Annotated in this window: 21 protein-coding genes; 20 read left to right on the top strand and 1 reads right to left on the bottom strand. The window is 43.6% G+C overall.

All coding sequences use genetic code 11. The annotated features are described in order from the left end of the window. The first annotated feature begins 106 nt into the window (after positions 1-106). Entirely contained in the window at positions 107-1,135 is a 1,029-nt protein-coding gene (locus AB6N04_RS04175; RefSeq protein ID WP_369310666.1) for a zinc-binding alcohol dehydrogenase family protein, read from the top strand. A 94-nt stretch (positions 1,136-1,229) separates the two neighbouring features. Here AB6N04_RS04175 and suhB read toward each other — a convergent pair whose 3' ends face one another. After that, positions 1,230-2,033, bottom strand: a complete 804-nt coding sequence (gene suhB / locus AB6N04_RS04180) for an inositol-1-monophosphatase (protein ID WP_369310667.1) — start codon at positions 2,031-2,033, stop codon at positions 1,230-1,232. 123 nt (positions 2,034-2,156) lie between these two features. Between suhB and trmJ the strand changes: the two genes are divergently transcribed. From trmJ to AB6N04_RS04275, 19 genes are all read left to right on the top strand, one after another. Next, positions 2,157-2,888 (top strand): tRNA (cytosine(32)/uridine(32)-2'-O)-methyltransferase TrmJ, encoded by a 732-nt coding sequence (trmJ, locus tag AB6N04_RS04185; protein ID WP_369310668.1) that lies wholly within the window; start codon positions 2,157-2,159, stop codon positions 2,886-2,888. A gap of 119 nt (positions 2,889-3,007) precedes the next feature. Next, the gene (gene iscR, locus AB6N04_RS04190) at positions 3,008-3,505 is read left to right on the top strand and encodes a Fe-S cluster assembly transcriptional regulator IscR (RefSeq protein ID WP_369310669.1); all 498 of its coding nucleotides are present in this window, start codon (positions 3,008-3,010) and stop codon (positions 3,503-3,505) included. A gap of 124 nt (positions 3,506-3,629) precedes the next feature. Next, a complete protein-coding gene (locus AB6N04_RS04195; protein WP_369310670.1) occupies positions 3,630-4,844 on the top strand; it encodes an IscS subfamily cysteine desulfurase in 1,215 nt (404 codons plus the stop codon). A gap of 24 nt (positions 4,845-4,868) precedes the next feature. Further along, complete coding sequence (gene iscU / locus AB6N04_RS04200; RefSeq protein ID WP_369310671.1) at positions 4,869-5,255, top strand: Fe-S cluster assembly scaffold IscU; 387 nt, start codon at positions 4,869-4,871, stop codon at positions 5,253-5,255. Positions 5,256-5,465: 210 nt separating this feature from the next. Beyond that, positions 5,466-5,789 carry an iron-sulfur cluster assembly protein IscA gene (gene iscA, locus AB6N04_RS04205; protein ID WP_369310672.1) on the top strand — a complete coding sequence of 108 codons (324 nt, stop codon included), beginning with the start codon at positions 5,466-5,468 and terminating at the stop codon, positions 5,787-5,789. A 94-nt stretch (positions 5,790-5,883) separates the two neighbouring features. Continuing rightward, a complete protein-coding gene (gene hscB / locus AB6N04_RS04210; protein WP_369310673.1) occupies positions 5,884-6,405 on the top strand; it encodes a co-chaperone HscB in 522 nt (173 codons plus the stop codon). Between the two features lie 12 nt (positions 6,406-6,417). Then, positions 6,418-8,268: a Fe-S protein assembly chaperone HscA gene (hscA, locus tag AB6N04_RS04215; protein ID WP_369310674.1), complete on the top strand. Its 1,851-nt coding sequence runs from the start codon at positions 6,418-6,420 to the stop codon at positions 8,266-8,268. A 2-nt stretch (positions 8,269-8,270) separates the two neighbouring features. Beyond that, the gene (gene fdx, locus AB6N04_RS04220; protein WP_369310675.1) at positions 8,271-8,606 is read left to right on the top strand and encodes an ISC system 2Fe-2S type ferredoxin; all 336 of its coding nucleotides are present in this window, start codon (positions 8,271-8,273) and stop codon (positions 8,604-8,606) included. A 661-nt stretch (positions 8,607-9,267) separates the two neighbouring features. After that, complete coding sequence (gene iscX / locus AB6N04_RS04225) at positions 9,268-9,468, top strand: Fe-S cluster assembly protein IscX (RefSeq protein ID WP_004912658.1); 201 nt, start codon at positions 9,268-9,270, stop codon at positions 9,466-9,468. Positions 9,469-9,634: 166 nt separating this feature from the next. Further along, positions 9,635-10,930: an aminopeptidase PepB gene (gene pepB, locus AB6N04_RS04230; protein ID WP_369310676.1), complete on the top strand. Its 1,296-nt coding sequence runs from the start codon at positions 9,635-9,637 to the stop codon at positions 10,928-10,930. A gap of 140 nt (positions 10,931-11,070) precedes the next feature. Beyond that, the gene (locus AB6N04_RS04235) at positions 11,071-11,523 is read left to right on the top strand and encodes an enhanced serine sensitivity protein SseB C-terminal domain-containing protein (protein ID WP_369310677.1); all 453 of its coding nucleotides are present in this window, start codon (positions 11,071-11,073) and stop codon (positions 11,521-11,523) included. A 314-nt stretch (positions 11,524-11,837) separates the two neighbouring features. After that, positions 11,838-16,877 carry an alpha-2-macroglobulin gene (locus tag AB6N04_RS04240; RefSeq protein WP_369310678.1) on the top strand — a complete coding sequence of 1,680 codons (5,040 nt, stop codon included), beginning with the start codon at positions 11,838-11,840 and terminating at the stop codon, positions 16,875-16,877. A 72-nt stretch (positions 16,878-16,949) separates the two neighbouring features. Next, on the top strand, positions 16,950-19,271 hold the full coding sequence (pbpC, locus tag AB6N04_RS04245; protein ID WP_369310679.1) for a peptidoglycan glycosyltransferase PbpC: 2,322 nt from the start codon (positions 16,950-16,952) through the stop codon (positions 19,269-19,271). A 277-nt stretch (positions 19,272-19,548) separates the two neighbouring features. Next, positions 19,549-19,974 carry a nucleoside-diphosphate kinase gene (ndk, locus tag AB6N04_RS04250; protein WP_206082453.1) on the top strand — a complete coding sequence of 142 codons (426 nt, stop codon included), beginning with the start codon at positions 19,549-19,551 and terminating at the stop codon, positions 19,972-19,974. Positions 19,975-20,132: 158 nt separating this feature from the next. After that, positions 20,133-21,314 (top strand): bifunctional tRNA (adenosine(37)-C2)-methyltransferase TrmG/ribosomal RNA large subunit methyltransferase RlmN, encoded by a 1,182-nt coding sequence (locus AB6N04_RS04255; RefSeq protein ID WP_369310680.1) that lies wholly within the window; start codon positions 20,133-20,135, stop codon positions 21,312-21,314. Positions 21,315-21,516: 202 nt separating this feature from the next. After that, positions 21,517-22,467, top strand: a complete 951-nt coding sequence (gene rodZ / locus AB6N04_RS04260; protein ID WP_369310681.1) for a cytoskeleton protein RodZ — start codon at positions 21,517-21,519, stop codon at positions 22,465-22,467. Positions 22,468-22,623: 156 nt separating this feature from the next. Beyond that, on the top strand, positions 22,624-23,742 hold the full coding sequence (gene ispG / locus AB6N04_RS04265) for a flavodoxin-dependent (E)-4-hydroxy-3-methylbut-2-enyl-diphosphate synthase (RefSeq protein WP_369310682.1): 1,119 nt from the start codon (positions 22,624-22,626) through the stop codon (positions 23,740-23,742). Positions 23,743-23,964: 222 nt separating this feature from the next. Next, positions 23,965-25,242 (top strand): histidine--tRNA ligase, encoded by a 1,278-nt coding sequence (gene hisS, locus AB6N04_RS04270; protein WP_369310683.1) that lies wholly within the window; start codon positions 23,965-23,967, stop codon positions 25,240-25,242. Positions 25,243-25,252: 10 nt separating this feature from the next. Further along, a complete protein-coding gene (locus AB6N04_RS04275; protein WP_369310684.1) occupies positions 25,253-25,876 on the top strand; it encodes a YfgM family protein in 624 nt (207 codons plus the stop codon). The last annotated feature ends 16 nt before the right edge of the window (positions 25,877-25,892 follow it).

The following is a 25,892-nucleotide window of genomic DNA, read 5'->3' on the forward strand; positions in this document are numbered from 1 at the left end:
CCGATTTAAAACCGATTTAAAATCATTTAATCACAAAAAATGGTTATTTAATATCTAGACTGTGTTTTTTAAATTAAAAAAGACAAATTAATAAATGGAGGGTGAAATGAAACAATTGATTTGTCAGGAACCAAAAAAATTAGTTTATCAGCAAGTGGAAGAGCCTACCCTTAAACAAGGACATGTAAAAATCAAAATACACGCAGTGGGGATCTGTGGGACAGATATTCATGCATGGGGAGGGAATCAACCTTTTTTTCAGTATCCGCGAGTATTAGGACATGAAATTTCGGGAACGATTTGTGCTATCGCTGATGATGTAAATCAATGGATGGTGGGACAGCGTGTTGCGGTAATGCCTTATGTATCATGTTATGAATGTGGTGCATGTAAAAGCGGGAAAACAAATTGCTGTGAAAAAATCTCAGTGATTGGTGTGCATGAAGATGGTGGATTTTGTGAATATCTTAGTGTACCTGAAAAGAATGTATTGGCTATTGAGTCAAGTGTTTCTGATATTGAGGGAGCATTGATTGAGCCTTTTGCAATCAGTGCCCACGCAGTAAGGCGTGCACAGGTAAAATCCAATGATGCCATTCTTGTGGTGGGAGCAGGACCTATAGGTCTTGGTGTTGCAGCCATTGCGAAAGAAGATGGTGCAAATGTGTTGGTGGCAGATACTAGCTTAGCAAGACGTCAACATGTTGAAAAAGCGTTAGGTGTAAAAACATGTGATCCTGCAGCAGAAAATTTTCTACCGTTTGTTGAAATGTATTTTGGCGGCATGCTAGCAGAAAAAGTCATTGATGCGACTGGTAACCCTCATGCAATGAACAATACTATCAATCTGATCCGTCATGGCGGGTTGGTTGTATTTGTGGGGCTATTTAAAGGTAACCTCTCGTTTTTTGATCCTGATTTTCATAAAAAAGAAACCACAATGATGGGAAGCCGCAATGCGACTCTTGAGGACTTTAATAAAGTCGCAAGAATGATGGCTCAAGGTAAGATCACAAGTGAGATGATGCTTACCCATCAATTTGATTTTGATACTATCGGTGAACGTTATAAACAAGATGTCATTAATAATAGTGAATTAATAAAAGGTGTAATTTTATTTAACGTTGGGCAGTAACCATAAAAAACACCCTGCCAGCATACCGCTTACAGGGTGGGGATAACCGTCTTATTAGCCCACATCTGTCGTGGGCTTTTAACAGAAATAGTGATTAACGCTTTAGCGCTTCAGATAATTCATCTTTCATCACTGACAGCATATCGCGAAGGACGCGAGGGCTACCTGCCACTAAGTTGCCTGAGGCTAAATAGTTATGGCCACCGATAAAATCAGTCATGATGCCACCTGCTTCACGCAGGATAAGCTCACCACCTAAGAAATCCCATGGTTTTAAACCGATTTCAAAGAACGCATCGACACGACCAGAAGCAACATAACATAAATCTAATGCAGCAGAGCCTGTGCGACGGAAATCGGCACATTTATCAAACATCGCAGTCATGATATTCATATACACTGCGGCGTGCTGTTTTTGCTTGAATGGAAAACCCGTTGCAACGATTGCGCCATCAAGGTCACGTTTCTCATCAATACGGATACGGTAACCGTTAAGTTGAGCCCCTTGCCCACGAACTGCGCTGAATATTTCATTACGCATTGGATCGTAAACCACGGCAACTTCTGTACGGCCTTTAACGCGAACCGCGATAGAAACAGCGAAATGAGGGAGACGTTTAGTGAAGTTGGTAGTGCCATCCAGTGGATCGATTACCCATTGAATATCATCATCTTTACCTAATAGCTCACCACTCTCTTCAGTGATGATTGTGTGGTCTGGGTAAGATTTGCGGATGATTTCAATAATTAATTGCTCAGATTCTTGGTCAACGTTAGTGACGAAATCGTTCGTCCCTTTTTGAGTGACTTTAATATTACTAGGCATTTCATAGTTTTTAGCTATGTGATTACCGGCCTTACGTGCGGCACGTATGGCGATGTTAAGCATCGGATGCATGGGCTTTTTCCACTGGAATGTTAAAGAACAAAAAACTTGAGAGCCGAAGTATATAGATGTTCGTCACAATAAGCAATTTTGTGTTAAGCTATGCCGATAATTTTTTCATTAAACGTATAAACCATGTTAGAAAACATTCGTATCGTTCTTGTTGAGACTTCACACACGGGTAATATGGGTTCTACTGCCCGCGCAATGAAAACCATGGGGCTTTCAAACCTGTATCTTGTTAATCCACTTGTCGAACCCGACTCTCATTCAATCGCGCTATCTGCTGGGGCGAGTGACGTCATTGGTAACGCCACCATTGTAAAAACCTTAGATGAAGCCCTTGAGGGGTGTAAATTGGTGATCGGCACCAGCGCACGTTCGCGGACATTGTCTTGGCCTATGGTTGAGCCTCGTGAATGTGGTGTAAAATCTGTCGAGCAATCAAAAAGCGCCCCTGTTGCGATTGTTTTTGGTCGTGAACGAGTTGGGTTAACCAATGAAGAGCTGCAAAAATGCCAATACCATTTATATATCCCAACGAACCCCGAATATGGTTCTTTGAATCTGGCGATGGCGGTACAATTGGTCAGTTATGAGATCCGTATGGCGTATTTAGCCATGGATGAAAAAAATGCCGTGACCTCAAATGATGATGAGGTAGAATATCCCCCCTCTGAAGATGTTGAACGTTTTTATGTGCACCTTGAAAGCGTATTAAACGAATCGGGCTTTATTCGCAAAGCGCATCCTGGCTTAATCATGAATAAGCTTCGTCGTTTATTTACCCGCGCACATATTGAAACTCAAGAGCTACACATTCTGCGCGGTATCTTAACGTCGATGGAAAAATGGGCGAAAAAGTGAGGCCAAATCCGTGGTGAACGTCGGTGAATAATACTTGAGTAAAATGGTCAGGTAAATAGTTGACTAAATTACTCAGGAATGTCACAATTCAGCCATATTTTATCACGGAGTAATATGTTATGAGACTCACTTCCAAAGGGCGTTACGCAGTAACTGCGATGTTAGATGTCGCATTACACTCTCAGTCAGGTCCAGTACCGTTAGCTGATATTTCTGAACGTCAGGGAATTTCCCTCTCTTATCTTGAGCAACTTTTCTCTCGTTTACGCAAAAACGAGCTAGTTTCTAGCGTTCGTGGTCCGGGCGGTGGTTATTTGCTTGGTAGAGACGCAGATCAAATTTTTGTTGCAGAGGTAATCGCTGCGGTTGATGAATCTGTTGATGCAACTCGTTGCCAAGGTAATAAAGAGGGTTGCCAAAATGGCGACCGCTGCTTAACCCATGCATTATGGCGTGACTTAAGTGATAGGATCACCAGTTTCCTTAGCAGCATCAGTCTTGATGAACTTGTAAAAAATCAAGAAGTTATGGATGTGGCAGATAGACAAGATAATGAACAGCGTAAAACTATGCCAAATGGCATCAAGCCTGAATCCATTATCAATGTACGTGCTTAAAATATTATATTAAAAGTTGCAGTCGATACCCAATGGTGAGTCCCTAGACGAAGAACTCGGTTCTGCTATCGGTATCTTTAAAAAATTAAAGGCAAGTTAATTTGCCTTTTGGAGTATGTGAGCAATGAAATTACCAATCTATCTTGATTACTCAGCAACAACACCAGTAGACCCACGTGTCGCTGAAAAAATGATGCAATGCTTAACAATGGATGGGATCTTCGGTAACCCCGCATCCCGTTCTCACCGCTTTGGCTGGCAAGCTGAAGAAGCAGTGGATATTGCACGTAATCAAATCGCCGAATTAGTGGGGGCTGACCCACGTGAAATCGTGTTTACTTCGGGCGCAACGGAGTCTGATAACTTAGCGATTAAAGGCGCAGCCAATTTCTATAAAAAGAAAGGCAATCACATTATTACTTGTAAAACGGAGCACAAAGCCGTTTTAGACACCTGTCGCCAATTAGAGCGTGAAGGCTTTGAGGTAACCTATATATCGCCACAAAGCAATGGCTTAATTGCGATGCAAGATCTGGTTGACGCTATTCGCGATGAAACCATCCTCATTTCTATTATGCACGTCAACAACGAAATTGGTGTAGTGCAAGATATCGAAGCTATCGGTGAATTATGTCGCAGTAAGGGCATTGTTTTCCATGTGGACGCAACACAAAGCGTCGGTAAATTACCTATCGACCTAAGTGCATTAAAAGTCGATTTAATGTCATTCTCCGCACACAAATTATATGGTCCGATGGGCATCGGTGCGTTATATGTTCGCCGTAAACCCCGTATTCGTCTTGAAGCACAACAACACGGTGGTGGTCATGAACGCGGTATGCGTTCAGGGACTTTACCTGTGCACCAAATCGTTGGGATGGGTGAAGCTTACCGTATTGCTAAAGAAGAGATGGCGGCGGAATCTGAGCGCCTACGCGGTCTGCGTTTACGTTTATGGAATGGCATTAAAGATATCGAAGAAGTTTACCTCAATGGTGATTTGGAACACGGTGCGCCGCACATTCTGAACGTCAGCTTCAACTATGTTGAAGGTGAATCACTGATGATGTCATTAAAAGATTTGGCGGTATCTTCAGGCTCTGCATGTACCTCAGCAAGCTTAGAACCTTCTTATGTACTGCGTGCTTTAGGGATGAATGATGAGCTAGCTCACAGCTCAATTCGTTTCTCTTTAGGTCGTTTTACGACAGAAGAAGAAATCGACTACGCAATCAAAATGATCCATGGCGCAATTGGCCACTTACGCGAGCTGTCTCCTTTATGGGAAATGTTTAAAGACGGCGTAGATCTTAACAGCATCGAATGGTCTCACCATTAATCAGACGGTTTCAGGAGTTTAAAAATGGCTTACAGTGAAAAAGTTATCGATCATTATGAAAATCCACGCAACGTTGGTTCGTTTGACAACAGCGATCCAAGTGTAGGTAGTGGTATGGTAGGCGCACCGGCTTGTGGTGACGTCATGAAGTTACAAATCAAAGTTAGCGATGACGGCATTATTGAAGATGCGCGCTTTAAAACTTACGGTTGCGGCTCAGCAATTGCATCAAGTTCACTGGTGACTGAGTGGATGAAAGGCAAAAGCTTAGACGAAGCGGAGGCAATCAAAAATACAGCGATCGCAGAAGAGTTAGAGTTGCCACCAGTGAAAATTCACTGCTCAATCTTGGCTGAAGATGCGATTAAAGCTGCTATTGCGGATTACAAAAGCAAACGCCAAAGCAAATAAGGTTTAAAATCAGTTTATAGGGCAACCCATATTAATAAATAATAAAGTGTTATCGCCCTATATCTGGTCAAAATATCGCACATCCGAAACGTTGAATATCGCTAAGTAAGTGATTACTTATCAACAGGATGAACGATATAAAAATAATTTGAAGGCGGATGCGGCAATTATGTAGCATCTGCCTTGTTTGTTTCTAAAGTGAGGTTTGCAATGTCTATTTCTCTTACAGAAAGTGCAGCGCAGCGTATCCAATCTTTCCTGAAAAATCGTGGTAAAGGTGAAGGTTTGCGCTTAGGTGTAAGAACTTCAGGTTGTTCAGGGATGGCTTATGTTCTTGAGTTCGCTGATATAATCAATGAAGAAGACACAGTTTTCGAAGATAAAGGTGTAAAAGTTATTGTCGATGGCAAAAGCATCGTTTATCTGGATGGTACCGAGCTGGATTTCGTCAAAGAAGGCTTAAACGAAGGGTTTAAATTCAACAACCCTAACGTCAATAGCGAATGCGGATGCGGTGAAAGTTTTCACGTATAATGCCTTCATAAACGCATGATTTTTGGCTAATGCCACAAATATTTTAAATAGATTATTTGTGGCATTGGTAATCGGTTCGAGACACTAAGCACTTATGGATTATTTTACTCTTTTTGGGTTAACCCAACATTACGCAATTGACAGCGAGCAGTTAACACTGCGCTTTCAAGATTTACAGCGCCAATACCATCCTGATCGTTTTGCTGCTGCTTCTGAGCAGGAAAAAATGCAAGCCCTTCAAAAAGCAGCCACGATCAACGCGGCTTATCAGTCTCTTCGTCATCCGCTAAAACGTGCGGAATATCTGCTTTCACTGCATGGTTTTGATATTAATAATGAACAACACACGATGCATGATACGGCGTTTTTGATGGAACAACTTGAGCTGCGCGAAGAGCTCGACAATATCGAAAACAGCACAAATGCACTTGATTTATTAGCTGTATTTATGAAAAACGTCAAAAAAATGCAGCAAGATAGAAGCCTGTTAATGGTGAATGAATTGGATGCGATGCAGTGGGATAAAGCCGCTGATACCGTGCGCAAACTGCGTTTTCTCGATAAGTTACAGCAACAAGCTGAGCAGCTCGAAGAACGGTTACTGGACGAATTTTAAGAGAAAACGATTATGGCCTTATTACAGATCAGTGAACCGGGTATGACCGCAGCGCCACATCAACGTAAATTGGCGGCAGGTATCGACTTAGGCACGACACACTCGTTGATAGCGACAGTACGCAGTGGTGAAGCCGCAGCGCTTGCGGATGAACAAGGGCGTTTTTTGCTGCCCTCTATTGTCAATTACCAAGCTTCCAATAAACATGTCGGCTGGGAAGCCAAGCAACGTGCAGAACAAGATCCCGTGAATACCATTATTTCCGTCAAAAGAATGATGGGGCGTTCACTCGCCGATATCCAAAAACGTTATCCGGATTTACCCTATCAACTGACTGCTAGTGAAAATGGTTTGCCATTTATCCATACCGCAGCTGGGCAAGTTGACCCTATTCAAGTGTCGTCGGATATCCTAAAAACACTGGCAAAACGAGCTGAAGATACCCTCGGCGGTGAAATGGATGGAGTGGTGATCACGGTACCAGCCTATTTTGATGATGCACAGCGTCAAGGCACAAAAGATGCAGCTCGTCTTGCTGGCTTACATGTGTTGCGTCTACTCAATGAGCCGACTGCGGCAGCAATCGCATATGGCTTGGATTCAGGTCAAGAAGGGGTCATTGCGGTTTATGATCTCGGTGGTGGCACATTTGACGTGTCTATCTTACGCTTAAGCCGTGGTGTGTTTGAAGTGTTAGCCACTGGGGGCGATACCGCACTCGGCGGTGATGATTTTGACCAAGTGCTTGCTCAGTGGATTGCCGATCAGGCGGGTATTTCTCTGCAAGGGGATCATCATTTAAATCGTCAATTATTGAATATTGCCACTGACGTAAAAATTGCGTTAAGTGATGCAGAAACTGCAACTATTGAGGTCGCCAATTGGCAGGGGAGTATTCGTCGCGAACAATTTGAAGACCTGATTGAAGTGCATATAAAACGCACATTAATGGCGTGCCGCCGCGCACTAAAAGACGCTGGCGTGGATGCAGATGATGTGTTGAATGTAGTGATGGTGGGCGGGTCAACTCGTGTGCCTTTTGTACGCCGAAAAGTCGGGGAGTTTTTTGGTAAAACGCCTCTGACCTCCATCGACCCTGATAAAGTTGTGGCTATTGGTGCTGCTATCCAAGCTGATGTCTTAGTGGGGAATAAACCTGATAGTGATATGCTGCTACTGGATGTGATCCCACTTTCTCTAGGCTTAGAAACCATGGGCGGCTTGGTGGAAAAAGTTATTCCTCGTAATACCACTATCCCCGTTGCACGAGCACAAGAATTTACCACATTTAAAGATGGTCAAACAGCCATGAGCGTTCATGTAGTGCAAGGTGAGCGTGAAATGGTGGCAGATTGCCGTTCCTTAGCGCGTTTTACACTGCGTGATATCCCTGCAATGGCAGCGGGTGGAGCACATATCCGTGTCACATTCCAAGTCGACGCCGATGGTTTGCTTAGTGTCAGCGCCATGGAAAAATCAACAGGTGTTGAAGCGTCAATCCAAGTTAAGCCATCGTATGGTTTAACGGACAATGAAATTTCAAACATGATTAAAGATTCAATGACTAACGCGCAAGATGATTTAATGGCGCGCCGCCTAGCGGAACAAAAAGTTGAAGCGGCAAGAGTGCTTGAAAGTTTAACGAGTGCATTAGAGCAAGATGCTAATTTACTGACACCAAACGAAGAGTCAGAAATTGATAATGCGGTCAATGAGTTAATTAAAGCGGTAGAGGGCACAGACCCCATCGCAATTGAAAATGCCATTAAACAATTGGATAAGCAATCGCAGGATTTTGCTGCGCGCCGAATGGATGCATCTATTCGCCAAGCGTTGTCAGGCCATTCTGTGGATGAGATATAATTATGCCTAAAATAGTTTTTTTACCTCATAGTGAACTGTGTCCAGATGGTGCGGTTGTCGACGCACAACAGGGCGAGTCAATTTTAAATGTGGCACTGCGTAGCGGTATTGAGCTTGAGCACGCCTGTGAAAAATCCTGTGCTTGTACAACCTGTCATTGCATCGTGCGCGAAGGTTTTGATTCACTGGAAGAAAGCAGTGAACTTGAAGATGACATGCTAGACAAAGCATGGGGCTTAGAGCCAGAAAGCCGTTTAAGTTGTCAGGCGTTGGTAGCGGATGAGGACTTGGTGGTAGAGATCCCGCGATATACTATTAATCACGCTCGCGAACACTAATGCTCGTCATATTTCGCGTTGTAGGGGGGTTGGCTTCTTTCAAGTCCTCGGGTCACATACTTTTGTATGCTCCCCGAGATACTTTCAATCGCCGCCTACCTACAACACGAACTATTTAGAGCATTATATGAAGTTAGTACGCTATACGAAGTTAGTACGTTACACGAAGTTAGTACATTATACGAAGTTAGTACGCTATACGAAGTTAGTACGTTATACGTAGTTAGTACGTTATACGAAGTTAGCGTATTGAATGGTTTGTGTTATTCCTTGTTGTAGGGGTGTTGGCTTCTTTCAAGTCCTCGGGTCAGATACTTTTGTATGCTCCCCGAGATACTTTCAATCGCCGTCTACCGACAACACGAACTATTTAGCGCATTATATGAGGTTAGTACGCTATACGAAGTTAGTACGTTACACGAAGTTAGTACGTTATACGAAATTAGCGTACTGAATGGTTTGTGATATTCCTTGTTGTAGGGGGGGTGGCTTCTTTCAAGTCCTCGGGTCACATACTTTTGTATGCTCCCCGAGATACTTTCAATCGCCGCCTGCCTACAACACGAACTATTTAGCGCATTACACGAAGTTAGCATAGTGAATGGTTTGAACGAGCATCAATGTTACAAAATTGATCAGATAATCAAATTGGTGAGTAAATATGAGTTTAAAATGGTCGAATAGCCGCGAAATTGGCGAAGCATTGTATGACGCATTTCCAGATGTTGATCCAAAAACCGTGCGTTTTACCGATATGCACCAATGGATTTGTGATTTAGAAGAGTTCGATGATGATCCGCAAAAATCGAACGAAAAGATCCTAGAGGCTATCTTATTAGTTTGGCTGGATGAGTTCGAATAATCAGCAATAACCCCGAATAACCGAGTGTCTATTAGAAATAGTACTCGGTTTTTTATTCAGCACTATAATGATATCCCTAACGCTATTAATCAGTTAAGGTAATAATATCTGCCGACAGATGATTGGGCTTTTGCTGTCTGCAAAAATAGACAAAGTGAGAGAAACGATGACAAAACAAATTATGCCAGTAATGATTTCGTGTGAGCCTGCCGCACCCTGTTGGGGGGAAGGTGCATTGCTGAGCTCTAGCGACAAAGGGATGACAATCCACCTGAAACACGCGGGTAAACTCTGTGCAGTGCAAAGTGCAGGCCGCAAACTCGACGGTCAAGGTATCCGTAATGTAGCGCTGACTGGCGAAGGCTGGGATTTAGAAAAAAGCTGGGCATTTTGGCAAGGGTTTCGTGCACCAAAAGGGGCGAGAACTATCGAATGGCCAGTATTGCCTGAAGAGGATCGTAAAGAATTAGAAAACCGCATACGTACCGTTGATTGGGTGCGTGACGTGATTAACGCACCAGCAGAAGAGCTCGGTCCTGAGCAATTGGCTCAACGAGCTATTGATTTACTTTGCACCGTTGGCGCACATGACATTAGTTATCGCATTGTAAAAGGTGATGATTTATTAGCACAAGGGTACGCAGGTATTCATACCGTAGGCCGTGGCTCTAGCCGCCCACCCGTATTCTTAGCCTTGGACTATAACCCTGGAGCAAACCCAGATGCGCCTGTATTCGCGGCATTAGTCGGTAAAGGGATCACATTCGACTCAGGTGGTTATAGCATCAAACCTTCTTCTTCCATGAACTCCATGAAAGCGGATATGGGGGGAGCTGCGACACTGGCAGGTTCATTAGCACTCGCCATTTCTCGTGGCTTGAAAAAACGCGTAAAAATGTTCTTATGCCTTGCTGACAACATGGTCAGCGGTAACGCCTTTAAATTAGGCGATATCATTCGCTACCGCAACGGTAAATCCGTTGAAATCATGAATACGGATGCTGAAGGTCGTCTAGTGTTAGCTGATGGCTTGATTGATGCAAGCAAAGAAAAAGCAACGCTGATCATCGATGCGGCAACCTTGACGGGTGCGGCTAAAACCGCAGTAGGCAATGACTACCACTCTGTATTGAGCTTTGATGACAATTTAGTCGCTGATTTGATGAGTGCGTCGGATGAAGAGTTTGAATTGTTCTGGCGTTTACCATTGGCTGAGTTCCATCGTCAACAATTACCGTCAGGTTTTGCTGATTTGAACAACATCGCAGCTCCATCTCATACCGCGGGGGCAAGTACAGCGGCGGCATTCTTATCTCATTTTGTTGAAAATTATCGTCAAAATTGGCTGCATATTGACTGTTCTGCCACTTACCGTAAATCGCCAGTCAGCTTATGGGCTGAAGGTGCAACGGGGATTGGTGTGAGAACGTTAGCGAATTTATTAATCAGTAAAGCAAAATAAATCGCATGTATTCATATCAGGCACGAAAGAGGGCTTTTCGTGCCTATTTTTTTATCTCGGTGATGTTCACCGCAACAATTTTTACCTCAACAAAAGTACGCGTATAATAAGCGATTATCTTTTATGGTAGGGGATGGGCGATGTCGCAACAATCGAACAATAACAGTGTTAAGCAAGAGACTGAGATCCAATTTACAGAGTTAACGGTGCCAAAAGGGGCCTCGCTGAAATTGAGTGTATTAGACGAAGAGCCTCAAGGGATCGTCGATGCGCTGAGCGAATTTTTTAAGCAACATAAAGTGGTTAGACGTGCATTTATGGTATCGGCACTGGAAGCCGATGAAGGCGAAGAAACCCCTATCTTGATGGTTGCATTAGAGTTTACCTCGGGCGCAGAAAATATTGATACGATTATTCATGAAGCAGGCACACTGGCTTGTGAGTATTTAAATGATGATGAATCAATAGATTTTTGTGTGGTTGATGAACATGAAAAAGGGATCAGTCATTTTATTACTCAACATGTTCAACCTTTTTATCAGCGTCGCTTAGGCAGTTTTTTACGTGACACCATTCCAGTAAAAAATACTTAATAAATCACCTGTTGAGTGGGGATCTCATTTTCTCACTCATAAAACGGTAATTGGTAATTAATTACACTTATATTCGACTTTCTATTTATAAAATATCCCGTAATACCTCTGTTTTCGCCGTTGATAGCTTTTTCCGTTTTGTCTGATAGGTCTTTATATAACATTCTGTTAAATTATGATAATAAATGAAACAAATCTTTTTCGTTTTCATTTATGCATAACTTAAAGCCATTCTAAATGCATAATGGGTTTTAACCTCCTGTTAAAACCTTAAAAAAACAGCAAATTTATAACTAATTAAAGGGCGGGCGGTAATGAAACAACAATCTAGTTGGGCTTCATTGGCGGGTCTAAAAACGAAAAAACGCTATATTGCAATCGCATTAGCATCTGTCGTGGCATTATCCGGTTGTGATGACACGGCGAAAGAGCCAACCACAAAAGAAAACAACGTTGCATCGACGGCAGAAAATCAAACCAAAACAGCACCAGTCGCCGAACAGAAAAAAGTGGTAGCAAAGCTTTCCACAGAAGAGTTAGTGAAAAAATATGCTGGGAAAGAGTTAACGGTATTAGATGCCTCTGAATTGCAACTTGATGGCGCAAGTGCAATGGTGATTACTTTCTCGGTGCCCTTACAAGCCAACCAAGATTTTGGGCAATATATTAACCTGATTGATGTGAAATCTGGCAAGTTAGATGGTGCTTGGGAACTGTCTGATAACCAAATGGAACTGCGCTTTCGCCATTTACCCCCATCAAAAGAGTTAAATCTTACCATTAATCCAGGTATTAAAGCGGTTAATGAACGCACCATTTCTGAAACCTTCGATAAAAAACTCACAACGGCGCAAATCGTCCCAACGGTAGGCTTTGCAAGTAAAGGTTCTTTATTACCCAGCAAAGTGGCACAAGGCTTACCAGTGATTGCTTTAAATGTTGATAAAGTTGATGTGAATTTTTTCCGTGTGGATGAAAAGCAGTTACCGCAGTTTTTAGCCCAGTGGCAATACCGTAGTAATTACGAGTATTGGTACTCTGAGGAGTTTCTTGATAAGGTCGAACTGGCCTACACTGGGCGTTTTGATTTAAACCCCGATAAAAATACGCGCCAGACTATTTTACTGCCCCTGAAAGATATTAAAGAACTGCAACAAGATGGCGTATACCTTGCCATCATGCAAAAAGCGGGATCGTACAGTTACCAATTTCCGGCGACGGTATTCACCTTAAGTGATATTGGCGTGTCGCTGCACAGCTACCAAGATCGTGTAGATATTTTCACTCAATCACTTGCCAACGGTTCCGCACTCAAAGGAGTGGAACTGCGCATTTTGGATGAAAAAGGCCAATTAGTTACCAAAGGCACGACGGATGGCGATGGTCATGCTCAACTGGATAAACTCGCTGGCGGCAAATTATTACTGGCAACGCAGAATGGGCAAACCAGCATGATTGATTTAACGCAACCTGCGTTAGATCTTTCTGAGTTTGATATTTCAGGTCCAGAAGGCTTTGCAAAACAATTCTTTACCTTTGGTCCCCGTGACTTATATCGTCCAGGTGAATTGTTGCTAGTCAATGGATTACTGCGTGATGGGGATGGTCATCCAGTCAAATCCCAACCTGTTAAAGTGGATATTTTGAAAACCGATGGACAAGTGGTGCGCAGCTTTGTTTGGCAGCCAGAGGAAAACCAAAACGGGTTATATCAATACCAATTTGAAATTCCCAAAAATGCGGAAACAGGTGGGTGGTCTTTACGCTTTGATTTAGGAGACGGCTCCCCACTGCGTTACTACAAATTCAACGTTGAAGATTTTATGCCTGAACGCATGGCACTAGAAATCGTCGGCAGTGATGTTCCACGTTTAACCGACCAATCTGTTGATTTTGATATCCAAGGCCGTTATTTGTACGGCGCGCCAGCCGCTAGCAATGAGTTGCAAGGCCAAATATTACTGAAAGCAAATCGCGAAGCTGTAGCGAAATTACCGGGCTTTGAATTCGGTTCAGCTAATGAAGAGGGATTACCCCGTAAGTTAGATGAATTTGACCTAACGCTTGATAGCAATGGTGAAACGGTGATTTCAATTCCAAATAGCAATTGGAGTGGGGTGCGCTCGCCAATTTCTGCGGTTTTGCAAGCCAGCTTATTAGAAGCCGGCGGTCGCCCTGTTACCCGTCGTGCGGAGCAAGCGATTTGGCCAGCGGAAAATTTAGTGGGGATCCGCCCATTATTTGCCAAAAAAGAAATCTATGACTATCGCACTGACCGTTATGTGAAACGCCATAATGTGGACGAAAATTCTCTGGCTGAATTTGAGCTGGTGATGGCAGATGCGGCAGGGAACAAACTGGCTGCTGACAATTTAACGGTTCGTTTAGTGTATGAGCGTCGCGATTATTACTGGAGCTGGTCTGAAAGTGGTGGCTGGACATCCAATTACGATCAAAAAGATTTAGTGATGGCGAATGAAAACATCGCTATCGCCAAAGATGGCACCACAAAAGTGTCTTTCCCTGTGGATTGGGGCGCATACCGCATTGAAGTGCTAAATCCTGAAAACCAATTAGTCTCCAGCCTGCAATTTTGGGCGGGCTATTCATGGCAAGATAATACTGGTGGAAGTGGCTCTGTACGCCCTGATCAAGTCAAATTAAGCTTGAACAAACCCGCTTACTTACCGGGGGATAAAGCAAAAGTTCGCATTGAGTCACCGAAAGCAGGTAAAGGGTATGTGTTACTAGAATCAAGCAATGGCCCATTGTGGTGGCAAGAGATTGATGTGCCTCAAAAAGGTCTAGATGTTGAAGTGCCTATCAATAAAGAGTGGGCTCGTCACGACTTATATGTCTCAGCCGTTGTAGTTCGCCCGGGTGATGACTCAAAACAAGCGACGGTAAAACGTGCTGTAGGTGTGCTACATCTGCCGATCGCAGATGAAAATCGCAAAATCGCATTAGCACTAAGCGCACCCGATAAAATGCGTCCAAACCAAGACTTAACGGTAAAAATTAAAGCAACAGCACAAGATGGCAAACCATTACCGGAAAAAGTCAATGTGTTGTTATCTGCGGTCGATACGGGCGTGTTGAATATCACGGATTTTAAAACGCCAGATCCATACGATGCCTTTTTTGGCCGTAAACGCTATGGTGTTGACCAATATGACGTTTATGGTCATCTGATTGAGGGGCAAGGTAAAGTTGCCAACCTGCGTTTTGGGGGGGACAGTGAAGAGGCGGCACTTGAACACGGTGGTATGAAGCCACTGACGGAAGTGCAAATTATCGCTGAACAAGCTAAGCCTGTTACATTGGATAAAAACGGGGAAGGGGAAATCTCCCTTGCTATTCCGGATTTCAATGGTGAATTGCGTGTGATGGCGCAAGCATGGAATGAAAAAGACTTCGGCCATGCGGATAGCAAAGTGACTGTCGCTGCGCCGTTAGTGACGCAGATGTCAATGCCACGCTTTATGGCGGGTGGTGATAAGTCCTATTTTGCCCTCGACCTGACCAACATGACCGATAATACACAAAACCTGACGGTGAATTTCACTGCATCGGGTATGGTGAAGCTGGATGGCGTGACGAGTCGCGAATTAGCGTTACCAAAAGGTAAACGTACAACAATTAACTTACCTGTCCGTGCCGATTATGGTTTTGGTCAAGGTGAAGTGTCGATGACGATTAACGGCATGAAGATCGACGGGGAGGCAAACAAAGATTATCGCAATAGTTGGAAAGTGGGCGTTCGTCCTGCACAACCAGCGGAAACTATTGCCTTTGCAACGTCGATTGAACCGGGAAGCGTCTGGTCACTGCCAACCAATCAAATTGCGGCCTTGAACCCAGAAACCCTTGAAGGGCAAGTCCTCTTAACCAGTCGTCCACCGTTAGATATTTCCCGTTATATTCGCGAGTTATTTGCTTATCCGTACGGTTGCCTTGAGCAAACTATCAGTGGTTTGTATCCGTCATTGTTCTCCACACAAGCGGAACTGAACAAGTTAGGTATTAAAACTCAAACGGATGCGGATCGCCACAAAGCGATAGAAATTGGTATTCCACACTTGCTAAGTATGCAGCGTGGTGACGGTGGTTTCTCCTTGTGGGATAGAAACGGTCGTGAAGAATACTGGTTAACGGCTTATGCTGCGGATTTCTTAAACAAAGCAAATCAGCGAGGCTTTACCGTTCCACAAGAGGCATTAAGCAACGCCAATACGCGTTTATTAAGCTACTTGCAAGATGGTAATCAAATCAATTATCCCTATACTGAGAACCTGTCGGCAGCGCGTTTTGCGACACAGGCATATGCCGGTTTAGTGTTAGCATCCCAGCAAAAAGCACCATTAGGGGCATTGCGCCAATTGTATAGCCAAAGTAACAATGCAATCAGTGGGTTACCTCTGGTTCAGTTAGGGGTGGCGCTAAATCTTATGGGCGATAAAGCTCGTGGTGAAAGTGCTATTATTGATGGATTGAAAAAGCAGCGTAATCGTTATACCTATATCGGTGATTACGGTTCAGTTATTCGCGATGATGCGATGATTATTGCGTTATTGAATGAATATAATTTGATGCCGAAATCCCGTGACCAAAAACTGCAAACCCTGTCAAATAACCTGATCTCACAGCGTTACTTCTCGACACAAGAGAGTAATGCACTGTTCTTAGCTGGGCGTTTCTACTTGAATGAGTCTGAAACACCGTGGAAAGCGACAATTAACGGGCAAGAGCCACCGATGATCTCGGACAAACCTGTCAGCGAGTTTTTAACCAAAGGTCAAATTCAAAACGGCTACAGCATTGAAAATAGTGGAACAAGTACATTGTATACACGCCTCAATGTGGTGGGTTATCCACAACGCTCACCGAAACCAATGTCGAATGTTCTCGGTATTCAGCGTAGCTACTTTGATATGAAAGGTAACCGTATTTCATTGGATAGATTAAGAAGTGGTGAGATGGTGGTGGTAAAACTGGAAGTGCAAGCGTCACAAAGCGTGCCCGATGCGCTGGTGGTCGATTTACTGCCTGCTGGCTTAGAGTTGGAAAACCAAAACTTAGCCAATAGCAGTGCGAACTTGAGCGAGTCAGCACCAAACTTGCAAGAGCTGATTGATGATATGCAGCAATCACAAATTCGTCATATGGAATACCGTGACGACCGCTTTGTGGCTGCCGTTGAAGTTCAGAAGTATCGCCCAACGACATTAGTGTACTTGGCACGTGCGGTGACACCGGGTGTGTATAGCATCCCTGTCCCACAAGTTGAGTCCATGTATGTCCCAGATTGGCGTGCAACTGGCTACTCAGAAGGCCAAGTCGAAATCGTTCGCTAATTATCACTTTAAGCCCTTATATTATGGCAGTATAAGGGCTTCTCTTTATTTATCATTTCGGTACACCCAGCAATGAAAAAATGGTTACGTCGCACAGGCTTTACGCTCGCGTTTCTAGGCATTTTGCTGCCGTTATTATTTTTAATAGCAGATAAAATTTGGCCTTTGCCAATCAAACAAATAGAAATGGCACGAACTGTGGTAGCCGCCGATGGCACGCCATTGTGGCGTTTTGCAGATAGAGACGGAATTTGGCGCTTTCCCGTCAAAATTAATGAGGTCTCCCCTGATTTTATTGATGCGCTATTAACCTATGAAGACCGCCATTTTTATCAACACCCCGGCGTGAATCCTTTTTCTTTAGTCCGTGCAGCAGGGCAGTTTGTTAGCTCAGGTCGAATTGTTTCTGGCGGTAGTACCATTTCCATGCAAGTGGCGAGGCTTATCGATCCCCATGAACGCACACTGGGGGGCAAATTAAAACAGCTGTGGCGAACCGCTCAGTTGGAATATCACTATTCAAAAGATGATATTTTAGAAATGTATTTAAACCGTGCGCCCTATGGCGGCACAATAGAAGGCATTGGCGCAGCAAGTTGGGTTTATTTGAACAAATCGCCGTCAAAGCTGACGCCCAGTGAAGCCGCGTTATTTGCCGTACTTCCCCAAGCCCCTAGCCGCTTACGACCAGATCGTTATCCTGAGCGGGCTCAAGCTGCACGAGATAAAGTCCTCGATAGGCTTGAAGCCTACCAAGTGTGGAGCCATGAAAAAGTGGCAGATATTAAGCAAGAACAAATCTGGCTTGCGCCCCGTAAAAACCCACACTCTGCCCCGTTGCTTGCGCGTCGAGTCGCCAGAGACTCTCAAGAATCGATTGTTGAAACCACCATTGATGCCAGTTTACAAAGCCAACTCGAAGATATGGCAATGAACTGGAAAAACCAACTTCCTAAGCAAACGTCTTTGGGGATTTTAGTGGTTGACCACTCAGATATGGCAGTGAAAGCTTATATCGGTTCGATTGATTTTCAAGATGATAGCCGTTTTGGTCATGTAGATATGATCAGTGCATGGCGTTCTCCCGGTTCGACCTTAAAACCCTTTTTATATGCATTAGCAATGGATGATGGTTTAATCCATGCAGAATCCTTGTTACAAGATGTGCCTCGACGCTTTAATGATTATCGACCAGGTAATTTTGATAGTGGTTTTAATGGGCCGGTGAGTGTTAGTGATGCGTTAGTTCGTTCATTAAACCTCCCGGTGGTACAGCTATTAGACGTGTATGGCAGTAAACGTTTCACTGCGCAATTACGTAATGTAGGGACGGAATTACGCTTCCCTGTTGGCAGCGAGCCTAATTTGTCGCTGATCTTAGGGGGAACCGCCACGCGGATGGAAGATTTAGTGTCAGCTTACAGTGCTTTTGCTCGGCAGGGTAATGTATCACCGCTGCGTTTTAAACCGACCGATGAAATTCGCGATAGGGCGCTGATGTCTCCGGGAGCCGCTTGGATTGTTCGCCGTATCATGGGGGGAGAAGCACGCCCAGTTCCAGAGGCAAATTTATCAGGGCAACTCAACTTGGCGTGGAAAACGGGCACCAGTTATGGTTACCGAGATGCATGGGCGATAGGTGTCAATCCGCGTTATACCATCGGAGTATGGGTAGGGCGACCTGATGCTACCCCGGTTGCAGGGCAATTAGGTGTCGCAACAGCAATTCCGATTATGAACCAAATAAATGGTATGTTGCTCAGTAGAATTTACCTCTCCCACGAAACGTTACCCAAAGACAGTAAACCCGCAAGTGTTAGCCAAGCGGTGATCTGTTGGCCGGGAGGTACTTCGCTATTGAAAGGTGATAATAATTGTCGGCAGCGGCGTTTAAGTTGGATATTAGATAACACCATTCCTCCGACATTAATGGCGCGAGATCAAGAGTCGTTATTAGGGTTAAGGCAAAAAATTTGGGTTAACGATCAAGGTTTACAAGTGGCCGCAGACTGCCCGAATGCACAAGAAAAAGAGGTGCATCTTTGGCCAATTACCCTTGAGTCTTGGTTGCCATCAAGTGAAAAGCGGGAAAACCGCCTACCAAAAGCGGATTTGAGTTGTCCCCCCTTAAAATTAGAAATGCCACCTTTGCTCATTTCTGGTGTGCGTGATGGTGAAGTTTTACAGCGTTTGCCAGGAAAAACCAGCTTGGATTTACGTTTAGTAACGCAAGGTGGACAAGGGCAGAAATGGTGGTTTTTAAATGGTGAACAAGTCAATACGACGGAACAAAATGGCGCTATTTTGCTAACTCTCGAAAAAAGCGGAAATTACCAAATATCTGTTTTAGATTTAAGCGGTCAAGTTACCGCACTAAACTTTAGCGTGAAGTAATAGAGGAAAAACGTGACGTAGCCGAAAAAATAGTATTTTTTGCTATAAAAACTTTAACAAAATGTTGTTGTGACTGTAGGAAATTGTAATAAGAGCCCCTATAATCATCGCCTTATTTTCTTTTTCCTAGGTGTGCTGATTTTAAAAGGCAAAAAACCTAATGTCTGAATTAGAAATAATATAAAAAACTAAAACATGCCCTATTTTACGTTCTTGCATCCTAATTTACAGGGAAGAGCAAAGAATAAAGGCCTAATAAATCGCTAAGAGGTTATTTATGACTGTTCAACGTACATTTTCTATTATTAAACCAAACGCTGTGAAGAAAAACGTAATTGGTGCTATTTACAACCGTTTCGAAAGCGCAGGTTTCAAAATCATCGCGGCTAAAATGATGCACTTAACCCGTGAACAAGCTGAAGGTTTCTACGCTGAACACAAAGGCCGTCCTTTCTTTGATGGTTTGGTTGAGTTTATGACGTCAGGCCCAATCATGCTGCAAGTATTAGAAGGTGAAAACGCAATTCAACGTCACCGCGACCTGATGGGGGCTACTAACCCTGACAACGCATTAGCAGGGACTTTACGTGCTGATTACGCGGACAGCTTCACTGAAAATGCAACTCACGGCTCAGACTCTGAAGAGTCAGCGGCACGTGAAATCGCGTATTTCTTCACTGCGGATGAAATCTGCCCACGTTAATTAACGTATCAACAAAGTGCATTAGCATTATTGTTATAAAGTTTGTACAATGCGACGCCCTGCTATAATTAGCGGGGCGCTTATATTTTTAAGACTACCCAAAATCTACGTCGTGCTGAACCAGCACTGCCGAAAAGTGTAACAACGAGGCAATACACATGTCCGAGATGACGACTGATGCACAATGTGCAACATCTTCCGCTATTTCTGTCGCACCAGAAAAAACGAAGCAAAAAGTTAATTTACTTGATTTAAATCGCAAGCAAATGCGTGAATTTTTCGTGCAAATGGGGGAGAAACCATTTCGCGCCGATCAGGTAATGAAATGGATTTATCATTATTGCTACGATGACTTCGAGCAAATGACAGATATTAATAAAGTGCTACGCGCCAAGTTGCAAGAAGTGGCTGAAATTCGAGCACCTGAAGTGGCTGATGAACAACGTTCATCAGATGGTACGATTAAATGGGCTATCAAAGTTGGTGACCAACTGGTTGAAACGGTGTACATCCCAGAGGCTGACCGTGCAACACTGTGTGTTTCATCCCAAGTAGGGTGTGCATTAGAGTGTAAATTCTGTTCCACAGCACAACAAGGTTTCAACCGTAATCTGCGTGTTTCTGAAATAATCGGTCAAGTTTGGCGCGCCGCAAAAATTATTGGTTCATTAAAATCCAGTGGGCGTCGCCCGATTACTAACGTTGTTATGATGGGGATGGGTGAACCACTACTCAACTTAAACAATGTCGTTCCTGCAATGGAAATCATGTTAGATGACTTTGGCTTTGGTTTATCGAAACGCCGTGTCACGATTTCAACTTCAGGTGTGGTACCTGCATTAGATAAACTGGGTGATATGATTGATGTGGCATTAGCCATTTCACTGCATGCACCAACGGATGATATTCGTGATGACATTGTCCCAATTAATAAAAAATACAATATCGAAACCTTCCTCAAGAGTGTAAATCGTTATCTGACAAAATCCAATGCGAATGCAGGGCGAGTCACCGTTGAGTATGTGATGCTCGATCATGTAAACGATAGTGTAGAGCAAGCACATCAACTGGCTGAATGCTTGAAAAATACGCCAAGTAAAATCAACTTGATCCCATGGAACCCGTTCCCCGGAGCGCCATATGGTCGAAGTTCGAACAGTCGTATCGATCGTTTTGCTAAAGTATTGATGGAATATGGGTTTACGACTATAGTTCGTAAGACTCGTGGTGATGATATCGACGCAGCTTGCGGTCAATTAGCTGGCGATGTTATCGATAGAACCAAGCGAACGTTGAAAAAACGCTTAGCTGGGGAACCTATCCAGGTAAAATCAGTCTGATTTATAGATATTATCCAATCAGTGAGTTAGGTAATGTTTCGGAGGCGTTTTTGCGTTAGGCAAAATGCCTTTGTTCACCTACAATAGTTAAAGCAATAAGATAAATTTAATTGTTGTTTGAAAACGATGATAAATTCTGACGAATAAAGCTGATCAATGTTCGCTTTATAATTTTTTAACTTGGAAATAGTGTTGCCAGCAAATGACTATCGAAAATAATACCGAACAAACTACAGTGACTGTAGGCCAATTATTAGCGCAGGCACGTGAGCGCATGGGGCTAACGCAAGATGTTGTTGCGGAACGATTATGCCTTAAAATCAGTACGGTAAAAGAGATAGAACAAGACATTGCTCCAGCCGGTGTTGAGCCGACTTTCTTACGCGGCTATATTCGTTTATATGCGCGTATGGTGGGTGTATCAGAAAGTGACATTAAAACATTCATGAAGGTGGAAGAACCTGTTCCGCTGGCTAAAGTTTCGCCAATGCAAAGCTACTCTCTTGGAAAGAGACGCAAAAAACGCGAAGGTTGGTTGATGAAATTGACGTGGCTCATTGTGATTATATTAATTGCCATGGTAGGTATTTGGTGGTGGCAAGATCATAATGCGCAAAAAGATGAATTAGTTTCGATGGCAAATCAAAGTGACTTGATTTTGTCTCAACAAGATAGCAGTTCAACGCCCGTTGAATTACCGAACTCAATCGATGAATCTTCAATAACAGCGGGAACTGTCACGCCGGAGAATAATACGCCAGAAACATTGGTGCCAGAAACACTGACACCGAATACCGCCTCTGCTGAAGCGCCTGTGAGAACTATTCCATTACCGAATGCACCACAGTCAAACGTTTCATTAGATAGAACGCAAAATGCACCAACGGAAGAAACTATCCCTGTGAGTAGCAGTGCGTTAGTCCTCAATTTTACAGGGCAGTGCTGGTTAGAAATCCGTGATGCGAACAATAAAATTTTATTTAGTGGCACGAAAAATAATGGCGATAAGCTGGAGTTAGATGGGACCGCGCCTTACCGTTTAAATATCGGTGCGCCTGCTAACGTCACCGTTCAATTTCAAGGCAATCCAGTTGATTTAAGCCGTTTTATCAAAGCGAAACGTCCTGCGAAATTAAAGCTACCTGAAGCTTAAAAACAATTTGTAAAAAAGAAGCAAACTATATCCGAAAACATCTTTTTTGATAGGTTATAGTTTGCTTTCTTGTGTATAGTGGAATGCATAGAAGCAATAGTTAACACTGTACTATGGTAACAAAGAGCACATGGACGTTCGGAGAATTAAAGAAAAATGCATAACGAATCACCGATTAAAAGACGCAAATCCACCCGTATCAATGTAGGTAGCGTGCCAATAGGCGACGGTGCTCCTATCGCCGTTCAGTCAATGACTAACACCCGCACGACCGATGTCGAAGCCACGGTTCGCCAAATCAAATCCCTTGAGCGTGTCGGGGCTGATATTGTACGTGTTTCTGTTCCAACGATGGACGCGGCGGAAGCCTTCAAACTGATTAAACAGCAAGTGAATGTGCCATTAGTGGCAGATATTCACTTCGATTATCGTATCGCACTGAAAGTGGCTGAATATGGCGTCGATTGCTTACGTATTAACCCAGGTAATATTGGTAGCGAAGAACGTATTCGCCAAGTTGTTGATTGCGCACGCCATTATGGCATTCCTATTCGTATAGGTGTGAATGGCGGTTCATTGGAAAAAGATATTCAAGAAAAATATCGCGAACCCACACCGGAAGCGCTAGTAGAATCAGCTATGCGCCATGTTGATATTTTAGATAGGTTGAACTTCGACCAATTCAAAGTCAGCGTTAAAGCTTCTGATGTATTTCTCGCCGTGGGCTCGTACCGTTTACTGGCGAATAAAATTGACCAACCGTTGCATTTAGGGATCACCGAAGCAGGGGGCGCGCGTGCAGGTTCAGTCAAGTCGGCTATTGGTCTTGGTATGTTATTGTCAGAAGGCATTGGCGATACCTTGCGTATCTCTTTAGCTGCGGATCCGGTTGAAGAAATTAAAGTTGGCTTTGATATTCTCAAATCACTGCGTATTCGTTCTCGCGGTATTAACTTTATTGCCTGTCCAACGTGTTCTCGTCAAGAATTTGATGTTATTGGCACGGTAAATGAACTTGAGCAACGTTTAGAAGATCTGATTACACCTATGGATGTCTCCATTATTGGCTGTGTGGTCAATGGCCCGGGTGAGGCTGAAGTGTCAACCCTAGGTGTTGCAGGGGCGAAAACCAAAAGTGGTTTCTACGAAGACGGTAAACGCCAAAAGGAACGTATTGATAACGATAAAATTATCGACCAGTTGGAAGCAAAAATTCGCGCTAAAGCGGCTATGATGGATGCGAACAACCGAATTGAGATTAATTTAAAGAACTAAATTGTTCAGGCAACTTCAAGCTACACGGTTATCTGCTGTAGCTTGAAATTTTTAGAGCACAATTCAAATTATTATCTGTAGTTGTTTTTAAAATCGCTCAAGTACTGTGCAAATCAACGGATAAATCTCGATTCATATCAGGATTTGGTGTTTGTTGATTGAACCTGATGATATTTCGCTCTTATAATCAAACTAATGTCATTCTGAAAATAGAGAAAGAAAGTGGGAAAAAATATCCAAGCCATTCGCGGCATGAATGATTATTTGCCAGCCGATACACGTGTATGGCAGAAAATCGAAGCAACATTAAAAAATATTTTACAGGGTTATGGTTTTAGTGAAATTCGTACCCCGATTGTAGAGCAGACCCCGCTATTTCGCAGAGCGATTGGTGAAGTGACGGATGTTGTTGAAAAAGAAATGTACACTTTCAATGACCGTAACGAAGAAAGTCTGACATTACGCCCTGAGAATACCGCTGGCTGTGTCCGTGCGGGTATTGAGCATGGCCTGCTGTACAATCAGGAACAGCGTTTATGGTACTTGGGCCCGATGTTCCGCTATGAACGCCCTCAAAAAGGCCGTTACCGCCAATTTCACCAATTAGGTGCGGAAGTATTTGGTTTAGCCGGTCCAGATATTGATGCTGAAGTCATTTTAATGACAGCCCGTTGGTGGAAAGCACTAGGCATTAGTGAACATGTGACGCTAGAACTGAACTCAATTGGTTCTTTAGAGGCGCGTGCCAATTATCGCGAAGCGCTGGTGGCATTCTTAGAGCAACATAAAGATAAGCTGGATGAAGACTGTAAACGCCGTATGTACACCAATCCACTACGGGTTTTAGATTCCAAAAATCAAGATATTCAAGCTTTATTGAATGATGCGCCGGAACTGTTTGACTACCTTGATGTCGAATCACGTGAACACTTTGATGGTTTATGCAAACTATTGGATAATACCGGGGTTAAGTACCGTATTAATCAACGTTTAGTTCGTGGTCTTGACTATTATAACCGTACCGTTTTCGAGTGGGTAACAACAGCATTAGGTTCACAAGGTACTGTGTGCGCAGGGGGACGTTATGATGGTCTCGTTGAACAGCTCGGCGGTCGTGGAACCCCTGCGGTTGGTTTTGCGATGGGCATGGAACGAATGGTGTTGTTAGTTCAGGCAGTTAATCCTGAATTTACAGCAGATACGTCAGTCGCGGATGTTTATTTGGCATCATTTGGCGATAATAGCCAACAAGCTGCATTGCAGGTTGCAGAAAAAGTGCGTGACGAATTGCCAACATTGCGGGTAATGACTAACCACGGTGGCGGAAACTTCAAGAAACAGTTAGCAAGAGCCGACAAACAAGGCGCTAAAATTGCACTGATCTTGGGGGAAGATGAAATTAATAATGGCCAAGTTACCTTAAAAGATTTACGAACTGGCGCGCAAGAAACTATTTCACAGCAACTAATGGCATCACGCATTACTGAGCTATTAGGTTAAGGAGAGACAAGTGGAAGTCTATACGAACGAAAATGATCAAATTGACGCGATTAAACGCTTTTTCGCAAATTATGGTGCGCCATTAGTCATTGGTCTGGTCATTGGTGTGGGTGGGGTGTTTGGTTGGAATTATTGGCAGTCCCATAAGGCCAATGTTCTGCAAGAAAGCGCGCAAAAATATGAAACAATCAACACTGAACTACGCTCAGGTTCAGAACAGGGCATTGCTGCTGCGCAAAAATTTGCGGCTGAAACGGATGATGTTTACAGTGCCATGATGGGGCTGGAACTTGCACAAATCGCGGTCGACAAAGGTGATTTAGCCAGTGCGCAAACGGCATTAAGCAATGCGTTGGCGAAAGCAAAAACAGTTGATATGCAAGATCTGATCAACTTACGTTTAGCGCGAGTACAACTTGCTCAAGGCAATGCTGATGGCGCAATCGCCTCTGTTGCCAATATCAAAGGTAAGTCATGGCAAGCGACGGCACAGGATGTCCGTGGTGATGCTTTACTCCATAAAGGCGACAAAGCCGGCGCAAAAGCCGCTTACGCACAGGGGTTAGAAAGTGAAGGTTCTCAATCGATTAGAGGTATTTTGACTCTGAAATTGAACAACGTATCTAATTCATAAGAAGAAAGGAAACGAC

Source organism: Providencia rettgeri (genome assembly GCF_041075285.1).
GTDB lineage: Bacteria > Pseudomonadota > Gammaproteobacteria > Enterobacterales > Enterobacteriaceae > Providencia > Providencia rettgeri_G.